This window comes from Streptomyces sp. NPDC007088 (assembly GCF_042869355.1).
Lineage (GTDB): Bacteria > Actinomycetota > Actinomycetes > Streptomycetales > Streptomycetaceae > Streptomyces.
On sequence record NZ_JBIAFO010000004.1, the window covers coordinates 57,178 to 73,283 of the forward strand.

Annotated in this window: 14 protein-coding genes; 10 read left to right on the plus strand and 4 right to left on the minus strand. The window is 74.3% G+C overall.

The genetic code is table 11. The annotated features are described in order from the left end of the window. Positions 1-39: 39 nt before the first annotated feature. Positions 40-603 (plus strand): CGNR zinc finger domain-containing protein, encoded by a 564-nt coding sequence (locus ACFYMP_RS08200; RefSeq protein ID WP_388852445.1) that lies wholly within the window; start codon positions 40-42, stop codon positions 601-603. Between the two features lie 220 nt (positions 604-823). Here ACFYMP_RS08200 and ACFYMP_RS08205 read toward each other — a convergent pair whose 3' ends face one another. Then, a complete protein-coding gene (locus ACFYMP_RS08205) occupies positions 824-1,561 on the minus strand; it encodes a class I SAM-dependent methyltransferase (RefSeq protein ID WP_388852448.1) in 738 nt (245 codons plus the stop codon). A 256-nt stretch (positions 1,562-1,817) separates the two neighbouring features. Here ACFYMP_RS08205 and ACFYMP_RS08210 point away from each other — a divergent pair, with 256 nt between their 5' ends. Together ACFYMP_RS08210 and ACFYMP_RS08215 are read left to right on the plus strand one after the other, a co-directional pair. Then, a complete protein-coding gene (locus ACFYMP_RS08210) occupies positions 1,818-2,171 on the plus strand; it encodes a DUF6479 family protein (RefSeq protein ID WP_388852451.1) in 354 nt (117 codons plus the stop codon). Between the two features lie 334 nt (positions 2,172-2,505). Further along, positions 2,506-3,456, plus strand: coding sequence for a DUF6777 domain-containing protein (locus tag ACFYMP_RS08215; RefSeq protein WP_388852454.1), 951 nt, complete (start codon positions 2,506-2,508; stop codon positions 3,454-3,456). A gap of 39 nt (positions 3,457-3,495) precedes the next feature. On the opposite strand, the gene ACFYMP_RS08220 is transcribed toward ACFYMP_RS08215, so the two are convergent. Continuing rightward, a complete protein-coding gene (locus ACFYMP_RS08220) occupies positions 3,496-4,044 on the minus strand; it encodes a hypothetical protein (RefSeq protein ID WP_388852457.1) in 549 nt (182 codons plus the stop codon). A 298-nt stretch (positions 4,045-4,342) separates the two neighbouring features. On the opposite strand from ACFYMP_RS08220, the gene ACFYMP_RS08225 reads away from it, so the two are divergent. From ACFYMP_RS08225 to ACFYMP_RS08255, 7 genes are all read left to right on the plus strand, one after another. Further along, on the plus strand, positions 4,343-6,790 hold the full coding sequence (locus ACFYMP_RS08225; RefSeq protein WP_388852460.1) for an RICIN domain-containing protein: 2,448 nt from the start codon (positions 4,343-4,345) through the stop codon (positions 6,788-6,790). A 233-nt stretch (positions 6,791-7,023) separates the two neighbouring features. After that, positions 7,024-9,111 carry a SpoIIE family protein phosphatase gene (locus tag ACFYMP_RS08230; protein WP_388852463.1) on the plus strand — a complete coding sequence of 696 codons (2,088 nt, stop codon included), beginning with the start codon at positions 7,024-7,026 and terminating at the stop codon, positions 9,109-9,111. Positions 9,112-9,520: 409 nt separating this feature from the next. After that, positions 9,521-10,384: an Fpg/Nei family DNA glycosylase gene (locus ACFYMP_RS08235; protein ID WP_388852466.1), complete on the plus strand. Its 864-nt coding sequence runs from the start codon at positions 9,521-9,523 to the stop codon at positions 10,382-10,384. 69 nt (positions 10,385-10,453) lie between these two features. Beyond that, positions 10,454-11,224, plus strand: a complete 771-nt coding sequence (locus ACFYMP_RS08240; protein WP_388852469.1) for a LytR/AlgR family response regulator transcription factor — start codon at positions 10,454-10,456, stop codon at positions 11,222-11,224. Between the two features lie 48 nt (positions 11,225-11,272). Continuing rightward, complete coding sequence (locus ACFYMP_RS08245; protein ID WP_388852472.1) at positions 11,273-11,671, plus strand: hypothetical protein; 399 nt, start codon at positions 11,273-11,275, stop codon at positions 11,669-11,671. Next, positions 11,668-13,206 (plus strand): cation acetate symporter, encoded by a 1,539-nt coding sequence (locus tag ACFYMP_RS08250; protein WP_388852475.1) that lies wholly within the window; start codon positions 11,668-11,670, stop codon positions 13,204-13,206. Before ACFYMP_RS08245 ends, ACFYMP_RS08250 begins: the two co-directional genes overlap by 4 nt. A 28-nt stretch (positions 13,207-13,234) precedes the next feature. Continuing rightward, positions 13,235-14,446 (plus strand): histidine kinase, encoded by a 1,212-nt coding sequence (locus ACFYMP_RS08255; RefSeq protein WP_388852478.1) that lies wholly within the window; start codon positions 13,235-13,237, stop codon positions 14,444-14,446. Positions 14,447-14,509: 63 nt separating this feature from the next. Here the strand turns inward: ACFYMP_RS08255 and ACFYMP_RS08260 are convergent, their stop codons facing one another. Then, a complete protein-coding gene (locus ACFYMP_RS08260; RefSeq protein WP_388852481.1) occupies positions 14,510-15,010 on the minus strand; it encodes a hypothetical protein in 501 nt (166 codons plus the stop codon). A gap of 184 nt (positions 15,011-15,194) precedes the next feature. Then, positions 15,195-15,797 (minus strand): sigma-70 family RNA polymerase sigma factor, encoded by a 603-nt coding sequence (locus tag ACFYMP_RS08265; protein ID WP_388852484.1) that lies wholly within the window; start codon positions 15,795-15,797, stop codon positions 15,195-15,197. Positions 15,798-16,106 lie beyond the last annotated feature (309 nt).

Below are 16,106 nucleotides of genomic sequence, written 5' to 3' on the forward strand. Positions count from 1 at the left end.
CTCTTGCGTGCCCTTTGGTCACCTGTCAGGATGGTGATCGTGAACCTGCATCATGTCTTCGTCTGCGGAAACCCGGCCCTCGACTTCGCGGCCACCCTCAGGGCGCGCCGTTCCACGCGGTTCGAGATGTTCGCGAGCCCCGACCGCCTCGACGCCTGGTACCTGGAGTCGGGTGTGGTCGACTCGGTCTCCCCCGCCGGACAGAGCGATGTCGAGCTGGCGACGTCCGTGCGGGAGGCCGTGTACGAGCTGGTCACCGCGCGCCGCCTCGGCGAGGAGTTCGGCGAAGCGGCCCTGGCCGCGCTGAACGACGCCGCGCGCAAGCCGGCCGCGGCCCCGCAGCTCACCCGCGCGGGACGGTGGACGGCGGCGACTCAGGAAGAGGCTCTCGCCACCGTGGCCCGGGAGGCCGTGGAGGTACTGAGCGGGCCTGACGTGCCCCTCCTCAAGGAGTGCGGCAACCCCGAGTGCACGCGGGTCTACATCGACCGCTCGCGCGGTATGCGTCGGCAGTGGTGCGGCATGGAGTCCTGTGGGAACAAGATCAAGGCGGCCGCCTACCGCGCCCGCAAGAAGACCGCCGAGTCGGCGCCGGCCCACTGACGGGATCGCGCGGCGCCGGTCCGGGAAGCCGGACCCGCTCCGGACCCCAGGGCCTGGCCGACCATTCCCCGTCTGCCGCGCGACGCCGTGTACGCCCTCTCGCAGCACCGGGCGAAGACCCGACGTCCGATAAAGGAGGGCCCGCGCCCGGCACCCCGGGAGCGCGCACGTGACACCGCGCGGCCGCTCTCCGGGTGACGACGGGGTCGTCAGCCAGCCCCTAGAAGCGCTGGGCGACCACGAGACGGCAGCGCGGGCTGCCGTCGGGGCGCCGGCCGAACTCCTTGAGCGGCAGCAGCCGCACCTCGAAGCCGGCGCGCAGAAGGTCGTCGCGCACCGCGCCGAGCGGCCAGGTGCGGTAGTACATGACGAACGCCGGACGGCGGACGAGATTGCGTACCCGCATCGCCGCGTCGAAGCCGGAGGTGGCCCAGTAGGCGGCGCTGCGCGGCCGGGGCGGGGCCGCCAGCGGGAAGGCGAACATCCCGCCGGGCCGCAGGGCCTGCCTGACCTGGGTGAACAGTCGCGGTCGCTCGGCCGGGAGGAAGTGCCCGAAGGCGCCGAAACTCACGGCGAGGTCGTAGCCCCGCCGGAAGGGCAGGGCCAGGGCGTCGGCGCGCACCCAGTCCACTACCGGGCGTCCCGGCCCTCCGGGGCTCCCCGCGACGGCGTGCCGGGCCTGCTCCAGCATCCCGGCGCTGAAGTCCACGCCGGTGACCCTGGTGGCGCACAACGGGCGGAGCACGTCGAGGCCCGCCCCCGTCCCCGTGCACACGTCCAGACCCGCGTCGAAGGGCCCGAGCGGGCGCAGCGCCGTGGTGACGGCGGTGAGCCAGCGTTCTGGCGTGCGGAAGGGGGTGTCGTCGAACTTCGGGGCCAGGAGGTCGTAGCCCCGCTCCACGGAGGAGAGGGCCTGCACGGTCAGTTCGCGGAGGCTCGGGCCTCGGGAGGTGAACACGCGACCGAGCGTAGTCGGGGCGGTACGCGGGGATGGAGGGGCGTCCGGGGGGAAGGCGGCCCACAGGACGCGGGCCCGGCGCCCGGCAGCGGCACGGAGACGGCCTCGGCCCGCGGCGGACTTCCCGGTCATCGTCCGTGACCCGGCGGGCGGCCTGAGCGACGGCGGGACGATCGCCACGGAACCCGGAGCGAAAAGTACCGTTACGCGCGCTGCGTAGTGATATGACTGCGGCGATACGGGGTACCCGAAGCATATGGACACTACCCACTGGCAACTGGCGCTCGGGACGACGGCTCTCATCATGCCGCTCGTCGGTATCGTCGTCGTCGCCGTGCTGCTCGCGGCCTTCGTCTGGGGACGCAGGCTGCGCGCGCGACAGCCGGCACCCCCGCTTCCGGACGAGCAGCCGCACATGCCACCCGAGGGCCCGGTCGGCCAGCAGGACGAGCGGCGCGAGCCGGACGAGCTGGCACCGCGCGACGCCCGGCTGACACCGCACGAACTGAACGGCGGCGGCACCGGTCAGGACCGGCGCAGTCCCTCGCAGAAGGAGCGGAAGTGGAACGACAACAGTAGCGGTGGCTTCGGCAGCGGCGGCTTCGGGTGAGCCGACCGCCGAACCGCTTCACCAAGGTGACACGGGGCGCGTCGGGCCGGTGACGGCCGGACGCGCCCCGCCGCCGTGTACGGAGCGCGTGCGGGTGCCGCGCGGCGCCGGGCGCACTCCGTAAACGGCGGGCGCGGCGTACCGGTGGGGGGGGGGGGGGGGGCCGCGGGGGGGGGCCGGGGGCGCCCCGGGTTTGGCCCGGGCGGCGGGCCGCGCACACATATTGCGGCCCCGCCGGCCCGGGCCCGGCCCCCCCCCCCCCCGCCCGGGCCGGGGGGGCGGGGGGGCCCGGGGGCCCCCGCCCCCGCGCCGCTCCGTCCGCCAGGAGGACGCCGTGCGCTCACGCCACCAGTCCGTCCCCGCCGCGCTCGCCGGTGCCGGCCTCGCCGTCCTCGCCCTGGTGTGCGGGGCCTGCGGCACCCAGCAGCGCAGCCTCGGCGCGGCCGGCGGCCCGCTGCTCCAGGCCGCGGCGGACCGGGGCCCCGACGCCTTCACCGCCGGCAGCGTGCTCGGCACCCCGCCGCCGCTCACCCGTACGGAGCAGCCGGTGCCCACCGCCACGGCGGACGACACCCGCGCCGCCCGGGTCACCGGGGACAGCCCCGGCCTGTACGCCGGGACACCGGCGCGCGGCAGTTGCGACGTCGCGCGCCAGACGCGGCTGCTGACCAAGGACCGGTCCCGGGCCACCGCCTTCGCCCGCGCCTCGGGCGTCGCCGCCGACGGCCTCGACCGCTACCTCGACGACCTCACCCCGGTGACGCTGCGCGCCGACACCCTCGTCACCTCCCACGGCTACCGCGGCCAGGAGGTCACCACCTACCCGGCCGTTCTCCAGGCCGGCACCGCCGTCCTCGTCGACGCGCGCGGGGTGCCCCGGGTGCGGTGCGCGTGCGGCAACCCCCTCGGCGAGCCCGGGGGCGACGCGCTGCGCGGACACCGCGGCACGGCGTGGAGCGACTACCGCGCCGGGCGGGTACACGCCGTGACGCCCGCGAGCCGGGCGCTGCCCGCCCTCGTCCTGGCCGACCCCGCACACGGTCTGTACCTGGAGCGGCCGGTCGGCGACGACGGCGGCCACGACCGGACCGTACCGGCCCCGGAGCACACCCCGAAGCCGCCGCCCGAGCCCGAGTCGAGCGCACCGGACAGCCCGAGCCCCGACTCCACCAAGCCCTGGGAGTCCACCCCGCCGCCCACCCGGCCCGGCGAGGAGGAGACCCCGGAGTCCGGCGAGGAGACCGCCCGCCCGGCCCACCTGCTCAGGCGTCCCACGGACGGGTGAGCGGGCCGCGTCCCGAGAGGTCGGGCCGCTCACGCCGCCTTAGGCGATGTTCGTCGTGCCGTCGGGACCCGACAGGCACACGAAGGCAACGAGCAGGGCCGCGCTCAGGTCCTCCGCCACCGCGGCGAGCGGATCGGGGGCGCCGCACAGCGAGAAGGCCTTGCGCCAGGCCGCCCCCAGAAGCGCCCCGCCGAGCGCCGCCGCGGCCCCTGTGGCGGCGGCGACGGGGACATCGGGGCCGCGCCCCTCCCGGCCGGCCACGACCGCGCAGGCGAGGGCGCCGAAGGCGAGCCGGGGCAGCAGCCCCTTCGCGCCGAGACGGCTCGGGGCGGCGGGTGCCTTGTCGGCGGCCGACTCGCCCAGCGCCCCCAGAGCGCACAGCGCCTTCGCGGCCGGACCCCGGAACAGGGAGGCGGGCGGGGAGATCTCGTCACGGCGGGTGGTCAGGGCCACGCCCGCCAGCCCGAACTGACTGCGCATCCCGGAGGCCACACCGAGCAGGACGGCACGCGGATCGAGGGCCGGGCTCATCCGGGAGGCACCGGAAGCGAGCACGGAGAACACGGGCGAGGGCGGCAGAGGGGTCATGCCGCCCACCCTCCCCGGCCCGCCGCACCGCGAAACCGCGCCCCGCCCGTCCGGGTGAGCGCCGCGCGGTCCGCTCGCCGACGGGACGCGAGAGCCACCCGCCGCGCCGCGCCCCCTCCCGTCACAGCGTGTGCGAGACCCCTGGACAGCCCCCGTCGTCCGTGCTGTCATACCGCCGATTCCCCGTTTCCAACGTTGCAAGGAACGAGGGCCAAGGGGGCGCGCCGGGACCGCGCCCACCCCACCGACACCCCACCGAACAGATCTGCCGAGCCGACAGGACCCAGGAGCCCCCACCATGCACCTGAACCGCAGACAGTTCGTCTCCGCCTCCGCGGCCGCCTCGGCCGCCCTCGTGCTCGGCGGGCGCTTCGCCGGCGCCGCGACCGCCGCCGGGGCCGGCACCGGGCCCGCGCCCGGTGGCCACTACACCCCGAACGCCGCGCCGCTCGCGCCCACCGCCTTCCTGCGACTGCCGCCCCAGGCCGTCACCCCGAAGGGCTGGCTCGCCGTCCAGCTCGGCAAGGAACTGGACGGACTGTGCGGGCGGTACGCCGACATCTCCCACTTCCTGGACTTCGACACCACCGGCTGGGTCCACCCGGAGAAGGAGGGCTGGGAGGAACTGCCGTACTGGCTGCGCGGATACGTCGACCTGGCCGTCGTCACCCGCGACCGCGCGGCGCTGACCGAGGTGCGCCGCTGGATGGACGCGATCCTCGCCACCGGACAGGACGACGGCTTCTTCGGACCCGGCCGTCTGCGCACCTCCCTGAACGGCGGACCGGACTTCTGGCCCTTCCTCCCCCTGATCCAGGCGATGCGCTCCTGGCAGGAGTACGACGGCGACGAGCGCGTCGTGCCCTTCCTCACCGCCTTCTTCCGGTACATGAACGCCCAGGGCCCCGGCGCCTTCAACACCAGCTGGGTGTCGCTGCGCTGGGGCGACGGGCTGGACAGCGTCTACTGGCTCTACAACCGCACCGGCGACACCTTCCTGCTGGACCTCGTCGACAAGATCCACGCGAACGGCGCCGACTGGTCCGCCCGGCTGGCCGGCCCGCACAACGTCAACATCGCCCAGGGCTTCCGCGAACCCGCCCAGTACGCGTTGCGCAGCGGGCGGGAGGCCGATACCCGTGCCACCTACGACACCTACCGACTCGCCCTGGCCCACGGACAGTTCCCCGGCGGGGGCTTCGCGGGCGACGAGAACATCCGGGAGGGGCACGACGACCCCCGGCAGGGCTTCGAGAGCTGCGGAATCGTCGAGTTCATGGCCAGCCACCAGTTGCTGACCCGCCTCACCGGGGACCCCCTGTGGGCCGACCGCTGCGAGGACCTCGCCTTCAACTCGCTGCCCGCCGCGCTCGATCCCTCCGGGAAGGCCATCCACTACGTCACCAGCGCCAACAGCGTCGACCTCGACAACCGGGTCAAGACCGACCGGCAGTTCCAGAACGGCTTCGCGATGCAGGCGTACCTGCCCGGCGTCGACCAGTACCGCTGCTGCCCGCACAACTACGGCATGGGATGGCCGTACTTCACGGAGGAACTGTGGCTCGCCAGCCCCGACCGGGGCCTGGCCGCCGCGATGTACGCGCCCAGCGAGGTCACCGCCACCGTCGCCGACGGCAGCGAGGTCACCGTCACCGAGGACACCGAGTACCCCTTCGGCGACACCGTCACCTTCACCGTCCACACCGCGAAGAAGGTCTCCTTCCCGCTGCGACTGCGCATCCCCGCGTGGTGCGAGGGCCCGCGGCTCACCGTCGCGGGCAGCCCCGTGGACGCCCCGGCGGGTCCCGCCTTCACCCGCGTCGAGCGCATCTGGTCGGACGGCGACACCGTCGTCCTGCGCCTGCCCCAGCGCACCACCGTGCGCACCTGGCAGGACAACCACGACTCCGTGAGCGTCGACCGGGGCCCGCTCACGTACTCGCTGCGCGTCGGCGAGACGTACGAACGCATCGGTGGCAGCGACCGGTTCCCCGAGTACGCCGTGCACGCGAGCGGCCCGTGGAACTACGGGCTCGTCCTCGACGCGGCCGATCCCACCGCCGCTCTGCGCCCGGTCCGGCGGCGGACGGGGGCGGCGGCCGACCCCTTCACCCTGGAGGGAACCCCGCTCGCCCTCACCGCCCGCGCCCGCCGGCTGCCCGACTGGAGCGCCGACGCCCAACAGGTGGTGTGGCCGCTCCAGGACAGCCCCGCCCGTACCGCGGAACCCGTGGAGACGGTCACCCTCGTCCCGATGGGCGCCGCCCGGCTGCGCGTCACCTCCTTCCCCACCGCGAGCACCTCGGGCCACGCCTGGCTGAGCCGTAGGTGGTACCGGCTGCGCAACAAGCACAGCGGGAAGGTGCTCGGCGTGGACGGCATGTCCACGGCCAACTCGGCCCACGTCGTGCAGTTCCAGGACAACGGCACCGACGACCACCTGTGGGAACCCGTCCCGGAGGGCGACGGCTGGTACCGGCTGCGCAACAGGCACAGTGGGAAGGTGCTCGGCGTGGACGGTATGTCCACGGCCGACTCGGCCCACGTCGTGCAGTTCGACGACAGCGACACCGACGACCACCTGTGGCGGTTCGTGCCGGACACCGGCGAGGGCTTCTTCCGGCTGCGCAACCGGCACTCGGGAAAGGTGCTCGGCGTGGACACCATGTCCACCGCCGACTCGGCGCACGTCGTGCAGTTCGAGGACAACGGCACCGACGACCACGTGTGGGAGCTGCTGGGCTGAGGGGCGCCGGGGCGGGGAGGAGAGCCGGACCGCTTCCTCCCCGCCCCGTTCGGCTGGTTTCGCCCACACGCATGGTCTTGACGAGTTCATGCCACATTTCCGGCTTCGGGAGGCGCGCGTCCCCGTACTCGGGTAAGTGGAGTCACTGAGGAGGAACGAGTCAGTGAGGGGGCGCGAAGGGTCCGGGAAGGTGAAAAATCGAGATATGGCCCCTCTGATGGGAAGGTGGCTCCATGGCCGAACCGGGAGCGACTGCCCAGCCGGCGCCGGAGGACTGGCCGGCCGGCCCGAACCCCATCCTGGCCATGAACAGGATGGGGAGCTTCGACTGGGATCTCGACAGCGGCCGCATGCATCTCGACCGCCAGGCGCTGGCGATCTTCGGGGTAACCCCCGAGAGCTACGACGGACTCGCCACCACGGCCTCCTCCCGGATGCCGGCCGCGGAACGCGACCGCATGGGCAACATGATCAAGGACACGATCCGCGCGGGCTCCGAGACCTACGCCGCCTACTTCCGGGTACGGCGGCCCGAGGGCGGTCTGCGCTGGACACACACCCAGGGCACCATCCGGCGCGACTCCACCGGCCGCGCCCGCCGCGTCTTCGGCATCGTCCGGGACGCCACCCAGGAACTCCGCGACACCACGGCCCGCCGCGAGCAGGCCGCGGAACTGCGCCGCCAGACCGGGATCGTGCAGCGCACCACCGCGGCCCTCGCCTCGGCCCGCACCGTCAAGGACGTCCTCGACGTCCTCCAGAAGAGCCACGGCCTCGCCCGGCTGGGCGCGGACGACCTCGTCATGGGACTCCTGGAGGACGGCCGCATCCGCCTCGTCGCCGACGGGCCCGAGGGCGGCTACGTGCCGGGCACCCGCTGGACCCGGGTGGAGGACCCGTACCCGATGAGCGACGTCATCCGGAACCTGCGGCCCGCCTTCCTCGGCACCCCGGAAGCCTTCGCCGTCGCCTACCCCGCCCTCTGGCCCCGGATCGAGGGGCTCGGCGTGTCCGCGGCCGCCTACCTCCCGCTCGTCGCCCAGGGCGAGCCGATCGGCTCGATCGGCCTGCTCTACCGCGACAAACGCGGGTTCACCGCCGAGGAGCGCAACGTCCTCGTGGCCCTCGGCAGCAGCCTCGCGCAGAGCCTCCAGCGCGCCGTGCTCTACGAGCAGGAAAAGGACCTCGCCCAGCACCTCCAGCACGCCATGCTGCCGCGCACCATCCCCGCGGTGGCGGGCGCCGACCTCGTCGTCCGCTACCGCGCGGCCCGGCACGGGCGGGACATCGGGGGTGACTGGTACGACGTGATCCCGCTGCCCGGCGGCCGGATCGGGGCCGTCATCGGCGACGTCCAGGGGCACGACACGCACGCCGCCGCCGTCATGGGCCAGCTGCGTATCGTCCTGCGCGCCTACGCCGCCGAGGGCCACCCGCCCGCCACCGTCATGGCCCGCACCTCCGCCTTCCTCAACGAACTCGACACGGACCGCTTCGCGACCTGCCTGTACGCCGAGGCCGACCTGTCCACCGGGGTCCTCCAGCTCGTCCGGGCCGGCCACCTCGACCCGCTCCTCGCCGGCCCCGACGGCACGGCCCGGCGGATTCCCGTCGAGGGCGGGATGCCGCTGGGCCTGAGCACCCAGTTCGGCTCGCTCGGCTACCCGGTGTCCACCGTCGAACTCGACCTCGGGGCGACCCTCCTGCTGTGCACCGACGGGCTCGTCGAACAGCCGGGGGCCGACCTCGACGACGGCGTCGACGCGCTCATCGCCCAGGTCGGCCGGGGGCCGCACGATCTGCGGCTGCTCGCCGACCAGCTCACCGCGACCGTCGAGGAGCGCGGCGGCGAGGACGACGCGGCCCTCCTCCTGCTGCGCCGCCGCGCCGCCGGTATCCCGCACTACGGCGGACGGCTCCAGCAGTCCGTGTCCCAGGGACAACCACGCGACCTCCCCCAGGCCCGCCACCTCATCCGCTCCTCCGCCCACGCGTGGGGCGGCGGCGACCGCGGGGAGGAGGCCGAACTCGTCGCCGACGAACTCATCACCAACGCCCTCACCCACACCGACGGACAGTGCGTCGTGACCCTCCGCGTCCTGCGCGACGGCCCGGAGCGCCGCCTGCGCATCGAGGTCGAGGACGCCTCCAGCGTCCTCCCGCGCCGCCGCCCGACCCGCCCCGAAGGGGTCTCGGGCCGCGGACTGCTCCTCGTCGACCTCCTCGCCGACGACTGGGGGGTCGAGGGCCGGGGCAACGGCAAGTGCGTGTGGTGCGAGTTCGTGATCCCCGCGCCGCCCGGCCGCGGGCAGGGGTACTGATCCCCGCGCCGCCCGACGGATGGTGGACCCGCCCCCCGGCGCCGCGACCACGACGGCCCTCTCACCATGGGGCCTGGCGTCCCCAGGAGCCCTACGCCCGGAAAGGTCACCGGGTCCCGGGGCGGACGAGGGCAAGGAGGCACCCGTCGCCGCCCGCTTCCTGGACGTGACCGAGTACCACTCCTTCGGCCCCGCCGTGTCCCGGGCGAGCTGAAGCCGGCGCACCGCTCCGCACGACTCCGGGGAGCCCGCGCCCCCGACCGGCCCACGCCCCCCGCCCACGTCCCCGACCGGCCCACGTCCCCGACCGGCCCACGTCCCGAGCCGCCGCGGACCCGGCCGTGGCTGGACCGCGGCCGCCGGACGCCTCCGGTTCGCCTCCGCGCGCCCGAGGCGGCACCCTGGGAGCATGCCCGAGCTGCCCGAGGTCGAGGCCCTGCGGGGTTTCCTCGACGACCACCTCGTCGGTCACACCGTGACGCGCGTCCTGCCCGTCGCGATCAACGTCCTCAAGACGTACGACCCACCGCTCACCGCTCTGGAGGGGCGCGAGGTCACCTCGGTGCGGCGCCACGGCAAGTTCCTCGACATGGGGACCGGCGGCGGGCCGCACCTCGTGACCCACCTCGCCCGCGCCGGCTGGCTGCGCTGGCAGGACCGTCTTCCCGAGGCTCCGCCCCGCCCCGGCAAAGGGCCCCTCGCCCTGCGCGTCGCCCTGGAGGACGGACAGGGCTTCGACCTCACCGAGGCCGGCACCCAGAAACGTCTCGCCGTGTACGTCACCGAGGACCCCCTGCGCGTTCCCGGCATCGCCCGGCTCGGCCCCGACCCGCTCGCCGACGACTTCGGCCGCGACGCCTTCGCCGCCCTGCTGCGCGGGGAGAGCAGACAGCTCAAGGGCGCCCTGCGCGACCAGAGCCTGATCGCCGGGATCGGCAACGCCTACAGCGACGAGATCCTGCACGCCGCGAAGATGTCCCCGTTCAAGAACGCCGGCCGCCTCACCGAGGACGAGACCACCCGCCTCCACGAGGCCCTGCGCACGACGCTGGAGGAGGCCGTCGAACGCTCGCGCGGGGTCGCCGCCGGCCGGCTGAAGGCCGAGAAGAAGAGCGGGCTGCGCGTGCACGGCCGCACCGGCGAACCCTGCCCCGTGTGCGGCGACACGATCCGCGAGGTGTCCTTCGCCGACTCCTCCCTCCAGTACTGCCCCACCTGCCAGACCGGGGGGAGACCCCTCGCCGACCGCAGACTCTCCCGCCTGCTCAGATGACCGCCGCCGCGGGACCGCGCGGGACACGCCCATTGGCGGTGTCCCCGGCAGCCCCTACACTCCAGCGACATGCTGCGCGTACTGGCTGTGGACGACGAGGAACCCGCGCTCGCCGAACTGCTCTACCTGCTGCGGGCCGACCCCCGGGTGGCCGGCGTCGAGGGGGCGACCGACGCGACCGGCGCGCTGCGCCGGCTCGGCCATGCCCTCGACGCGGGCGACGAACCGGGCGCCGACGCCTTCGACGTGCTGTTCCTCGACATCCGGATGGCCGGGCTCACCGGTCTGGACGTGGCCCGGCTGCTCACCGGATTCGCCCGCCCGCCCCTCATCGTCTTCGTCACCGCCCACGAGGACTTCGCGGTACGCGCCTTCGACCTGAAGGCCGTCGACTACGTCCTCAAACCGGTGCGCAGGGAACGGCTCGCCGAGGCCGTACGCCGAGTCGTGGAGCGGATCGAGGCCCGCGACCAGCAGCGCCGCCCCGCCGCGCTGCCCGCGACCGCCGCCGAACACGTCCCGGTCGAACTCGGCGGCGTCACCCGCCTCGTACCGGTCGCCGACATCGCGTACGCCGAGGCACAGGGCGACTACGCGCGCCTGCACACCGGTGAGAGCAGCCACCTCGTCCGCATCCCGCTCTCCACCCTGGAGGAGCGCTGGCAGCCGCACGGCTTCGTACGCGTCCACCGCAGCCACCTCGTCGCCCTGCACCGCATCGAGGAACTGCGCATGGACGGCGGCGGGATGAGCGTGCGCATCGGCGGCGCCGAACTGTCCGTCTCCCGGCGGCACGCGAGCCGGCTGCGCGAACTCCTCGTCGAACGGGCCGGGCGCTGAGCCGCACCGCCCTTCCCCCTCCGCCCGCCACCCGCCTACACTCCGCCCGTGCCCGCAGAGCAAGTGCCCCGGCGTGAGATCGTGACGGGGGAGCCCAGGACCGTGCGCCGGCTCCCCGGGCGGCGCGCCCCGTCGGAGATCCACGAACAGACCACCCTCGGAGCCGCCTACGTGCGCTCCCTCATGCGCAGCCAACTGCGTACCGGACTGGCCGCGTTCGCCGTCCTCGTGCTGCCCGTGACCACGCTCCCGCTGTTCTTCGGGGCGCTGCGCAACGCCACCGTGGTCTGGGCCGTCCTCGGCGTCGGCTGCTACCCCTTCCTCGTCCTGATCGCCTGGGCCTACGTACGCCGCGCCGAACGCAACGAACGGGACTTCGTGCGCCTCGTGCGCGGGGCCGAACGCCCCCGGGGCCCGGCGCGGACGCGGGGGCCGGCCGCACCGTGAACCAGGCGTACGCGATCCCGGCGGTCGCCGTCGTGGTGCTCGCGACCGTGCTCATCGGCGGCTTCGGCCTGCGCGTCTCGCGCACCACCTCCGATTTCTACGTCGCCTCCCGCACCGTCGGGCCCGCCCTCAACGCCGCCGCCATCAGTGGCGAGTACCTGTCCGCGGCCTCCTTCCTCGGCGTCGCGGGACTCGTGCTTCTGCACGGTCCGGACATGCTGTGGTACCCGGTCGGCTACACCGCCGGCTACCTCGTCCTGCTCGTCTTCGTCGCCGCCCCGCTGCGCCGCTCGGGCGCCTACACGCTGCCCGACTTCGCGGAGGGCCGGCTTGAGTCCTCGGCGGTGCGGCGCATGGTCAGCGGCTGCGTCGTCGGCGTCGGCTGGCTCTATCTGCTGCCCCAGCTCCAGGGCGCGGGCCTCACCCTCCAGATCCTCACCGGCTCGCCCCGCTGGTTCGGCGGGGCGCTCGTCGCGGCCGTGGTGATCCTCTCGGTCGCGGCCGGCGGCATGCGCAGCATCACCTTCGTCCAGGCGTTCCAGTACTGGCTCAAACTCACCGCCCTGCTCGTGCCCGCCCTCTTCCTGCTGCTGGCCTGGCACGGAGACCCGGGCACGCCCACCGGTCCGGGCGCCGACGCCGCCTCCTGGGGCGGGGCCGGCGCCGATCAGCCGCTCGCCACCAGCCGCGCGGACCATCCGCTGTACGCGACCTACGGGCTCATCGTCGCGACCTTCCTCGGCACCATGGGCCTGCCGCACGTCGTGGTGCGCTTCTACACGAGCCCGGACGGACGCACCGCGCGCCGCACCACCGTCGTCGTCCTCGCCCTGATCGGCGCCTTCTACCTGCTGCCCCCGCTGTACGGCTGGCTCGGCACGCTCTACGCCCCCGGGCTGAGCGACCCCCGTACCACCGACGCCGCCGACGCCACCGTCCTCCTGCTGCCCGGCCGGATCGTCGGAGGGCTCGGCGGGGACCTGCTCGGCGCCCTCGTCGCGGGCGGCGCCTTCGCCGCCTTCCTGTCCACCGCCTCCGGGCTCACGATGGCCGTCACCGGAGTGCTCACCCAGGACGTGCTGCCTCCGCGCGGACTGCGGCACTTCCGGCTCGCCACCGTGCTCTCCGTCGCCGTCCCGCTCGGCGGCACCCTGCTCGTCGACGGCGTCCCGGTCGCCGACGCCGTCGGGATGGCCTTCGCCGTGTCGGCCTCCTCCTTCTGCCCGCTGCTCGTGCTCGGCATCTGGTGGCGGCGGCTGACCCCGCCGGGCGCCGTCGCCGGACTTCTCGCGGGCGGCGGCTCCGCGATGCTCGCGGTGGCCCTCACCGTCGCCGGACTCGTACGGCACGGCTGGCTGCACACCCTCCTGGCCTGGCCCGCCGTGTGGTCGGTCCCGGTCGGTTTCCTCGCGATGATCCTGGTCTCCCTCGCGACTCCGGGCAGCGTCCCCCCGCACACCAGCGCGACCATGACCAGGCTGCACCTGCCCGAGTCGCTGAGCGCCGACGAGGACCCGGCGGGCGGACCACGGTGAGCGCGGCCCGTCCGGAAGGACCCCCGCCGTGACCGCGACCGCCCTGCTCCTCGCACTCTGCCCCGTCCTGCTGGCCGGCGGTTTCCTGCTCGGACGGCGCACCGCGCACCCGGCCGGCCGCAGCGATCTGGGCACCCCCGTGGAGCGCGCGACCTTCGACACCCTGCACACCGCCTCGCTCGCCGCGCCCCCGCTGCGCGCGGGGCTGACCGAGGAGAGCGCCCGCAAAGCCCTGCGCCGCCTGCGGTCCCTGCTCGGCACCGACGCCCTGTGCCTCACCGACCGGAGGCGGGTGCTGGCCTGGGACGGGCACGGGGAGCACCACGCGCGGCGCGTCATGGAACAGGTCGCCGCGGTCCTCGAATCGGGGCGCGGCGCCGCCTTCGCCTGCGGCTGCGGAAACCCGGACTGCCCGCTGCGCTGGGCGGTCGCCGCCCCCGTCGTGGTCGAACACCGGTTGCTGGGCGCCCTGGTGACCTACGCGCCGCGCGAGTCGGCGGTACTGGCCCGCGCCGCCGACGAGGTGGCTCGCTGGGTCTCGGTACAGCTCGAACTCGCCGAACTGGACAACTCCCGCACCCGGCTCATCGAGGCGGAGATCAGGGCGCTGCGGGCCCAGATCTCCCCGCACTTCATCTTCAACTCCCTCGCCGCGATCGCCTCCTTCGTACGCACCGACCCCGAAAGGGCGCGGGAACTCCTGCTGGAGTTCGCCGACTTCACCCGCTACTCCTTCCGCAGCCACGGCGACTTCACGACGCTCGCCGACGAACTGCACTCCATCGACCAGTACCTCGCGCTGGTCCGGGCCCGCTTCGGGGACCGGCTCTCGGTCACCCTCCAGATCGCCCCCGAGGTGCTGCCCGTGAGCCTGCCCTTCCTGTGCCTGCAACCGCTCGTGGAGAACGCCGTCAAACACGGACTGGAAGGCGCGGTGACCCGCAGCCGCATCACCATCGGCGCCCGGGACGCGGGCGCGGAGGCCGAGGTGGTCATCGAGGACGACGGGGTCGGTATGGAACCCGGGCGGCTGCGCCGCATCCTGCGCGGCGAGGGCGGCCCCTCGACCGGCATCGGGCTGCTCAACGTGGACGAGCGGCTGCGGCAGGTCTTCGGCGACGCGTACGGGCTGGTCATCGAGACGGGGGTGGGGGCCGGTACCCGCATCACGGTACGGCTGCCCAAGTACCGTCCCGGTGTGCACTCCACACCGCGGACGGCGCGCCGCGAGGAGGGCTGAACGCGCGGCGCGACCCCGCTCGCCGGGCCCCGGCCCGCGTCCGCCAGTCCCTCTCCGCCGGACTCAGAACAGGTGGATGGCGAGGTGCCCCAGCGGCAGCCCCAGCCGCCAGGCCGGCGTCCACACCTTCGGCCCGTTCTCCTCCTCGGGGACCGGACCCGCGCCGGGCACGGCATCCAGGTCGGGGGCGAGCAGTTCCGTCTCCCGCAGCCAGCGCCAGGCCGCCGCCGCGAGCACCAGATCGGCCTCGGCGGTGCTGCCGGCGGGCGCCCCTCTCTCCAGCAGGTGCAGACGCTCGGCGACCCAGTCCTGCCAGGGCTGGTCGTACGCGGTCAGCGACAGCCAGGTCTCCAGCTGGGTGATGACGCGGATGCCGCTCAACTCGCCCTCGGTGTCGGCGAGGAACACGGTGAGCGCCAGGGCGTCCCGCCCCGCCCGGAACTCGAAGGAGGTCGGCGGCATCAAGTCGCCCGTGCGCAGCAGTTCGTCGGCGATGTACTCGGCGTACAGCCACCCCATCGGCACCGTCAGTTCGCCGCTCACGGCGCCTTCCCCGTGTCCCATGGTGTCCGTCCTCCTCCAGGTCCGTGCAGTGGTCACTGGCCCCCGGCCTATGCCGCGCGAGCGGGCGCGCGGGACTCCGCGCACGGCGGGACCGGACGCCGCGGATGTGCGGACGGGTACAGCCGATTACCTGAAGGGGCCCTTCAGCAAGGGGCTTTGCGGAGACTTGACCCAGTGTCCGGTTTCAGAGGGCCGACGGGGCGTATCCCGGCAGAATCCCGCGCAGAACCCGCAGTGCGTAGTATGCGCGCGATTTGACGGTGCCCTCGGGAATGCCCAGCACGGCCGCCGCCTCCGCCACGCTCGCCCCCCGGAAGTACACCTGCACCAGGACCTCGCGGTGCTCGGGGCTGAGGGTGCGCAGGGCCTCGCGTACGTCCAGCGCGGCCGCCGAGCGCTCGGCGTGGTCCGCGCTCACCCGCGCGCCCTCCAGGACCGCGCCCTGCACCTCGGCGGGCCGCGCCTGCCGGGCCCTGCGGGCGTCGATCGCGAGCCTCCTGCCCACCGTGAACAGCCACGGCCGGAGCGAGGCGTAGTCGGCGCGCAGCGCCTCCGGGTGCTGCCAGACCCGGAGGAAGGTCTCCTGCACGAGGTCCTCGGCGCGCTGCCGGTCGCCGTCCGACAGTCGCAGCAGCAGTCCGAACAGGGCGTGGCCGTGGACCCGCTGCACCTCGGCCAGTTCGCGTTCCCCGGCCCGTTCGCCGGTGCGGCGGTGGCGGGGGAAGGCGGTCCGGCCCTGGTGAAGGGTCCGGCGGACCTCAGGCAACGTCGTCGTCGGCGGTGTCATGGCGGTATGGCAGCGCAGCCGGCGCCGTACGGCCATAGCCCCGCGCGGCTGTGCGACGGACGGTCGAAGGCGTCGGTGAGTGGTGCGACGAGCGGGCGACCGGCCCCGGACGACGGCAGTGGGGGAGCGGCCCCCGGCCGCAAGCCACCAGGGGGCGGGCGCGCGGGGCTATTGGGGTCACGTCGGCCCCCGGCCGGACGGAGCCTTGCACGAGCGGTGCGCTTGTATGGCCTGTCGTGACACCGTATGTGACGTGATGTCGCGACACCCCGCTTCACCTTCGCCCCGCCCGAACGGTCCTGCGGACGC

What these genes read in the sequence shown, in the direction of transcription:
- ACFYMP_RS08240 (WP_388852469.1), top strand. Translation starts at nt 10,454, where the DNA reads ATGCTGCGCGTACTGGCTGTGGACGACGAGGAACCCGCGCTCGCCGAA.
- ACFYMP_RS08265 (WP_388852484.1), bottom strand. Translation starts at nt 15,797, where the DNA reads ATGACACCGCCGACGACGACGTTGCCTGAGGTCCGCCGGACCCTTCAC.
- ACFYMP_RS08225 (WP_388852460.1), top strand. Translation starts at nt 4,343, where the DNA reads ATGCACCTGAACCGCAGACAGTTCGTCTCCGCCTCCGCGGCCGCCTCG.
- ACFYMP_RS08220 (WP_388852457.1), bottom strand. Translation starts at nt 4,044, where the DNA reads ATGACCCCTCTGCCGCCCTCGCCCGTGTTCTCCGTGCTCGCTTCCGGT.
- ACFYMP_RS08230 (WP_388852463.1), top strand. Translation starts at nt 7,024, where the DNA reads ATGGCCGAACCGGGAGCGACTGCCCAGCCGGCGCCGGAGGACTGGCCG.
- ACFYMP_RS08210 (WP_388852451.1), top strand. Translation starts at nt 1,818, where the DNA reads ATGGACACTACCCACTGGCAACTGGCGCTCGGGACGACGGCTCTCATC.
- ACFYMP_RS08260 (WP_388852481.1), bottom strand. Translation starts at nt 15,010, where the DNA reads ATGGGACACGGGGAAGGCGCCGTGAGCGGCGAACTGACGGTGCCGATG.
- ACFYMP_RS08235 (WP_388852466.1), top strand. Translation starts at nt 9,521, where the DNA reads ATGCCCGAGCTGCCCGAGGTCGAGGCCCTGCGGGGTTTCCTCGACGAC.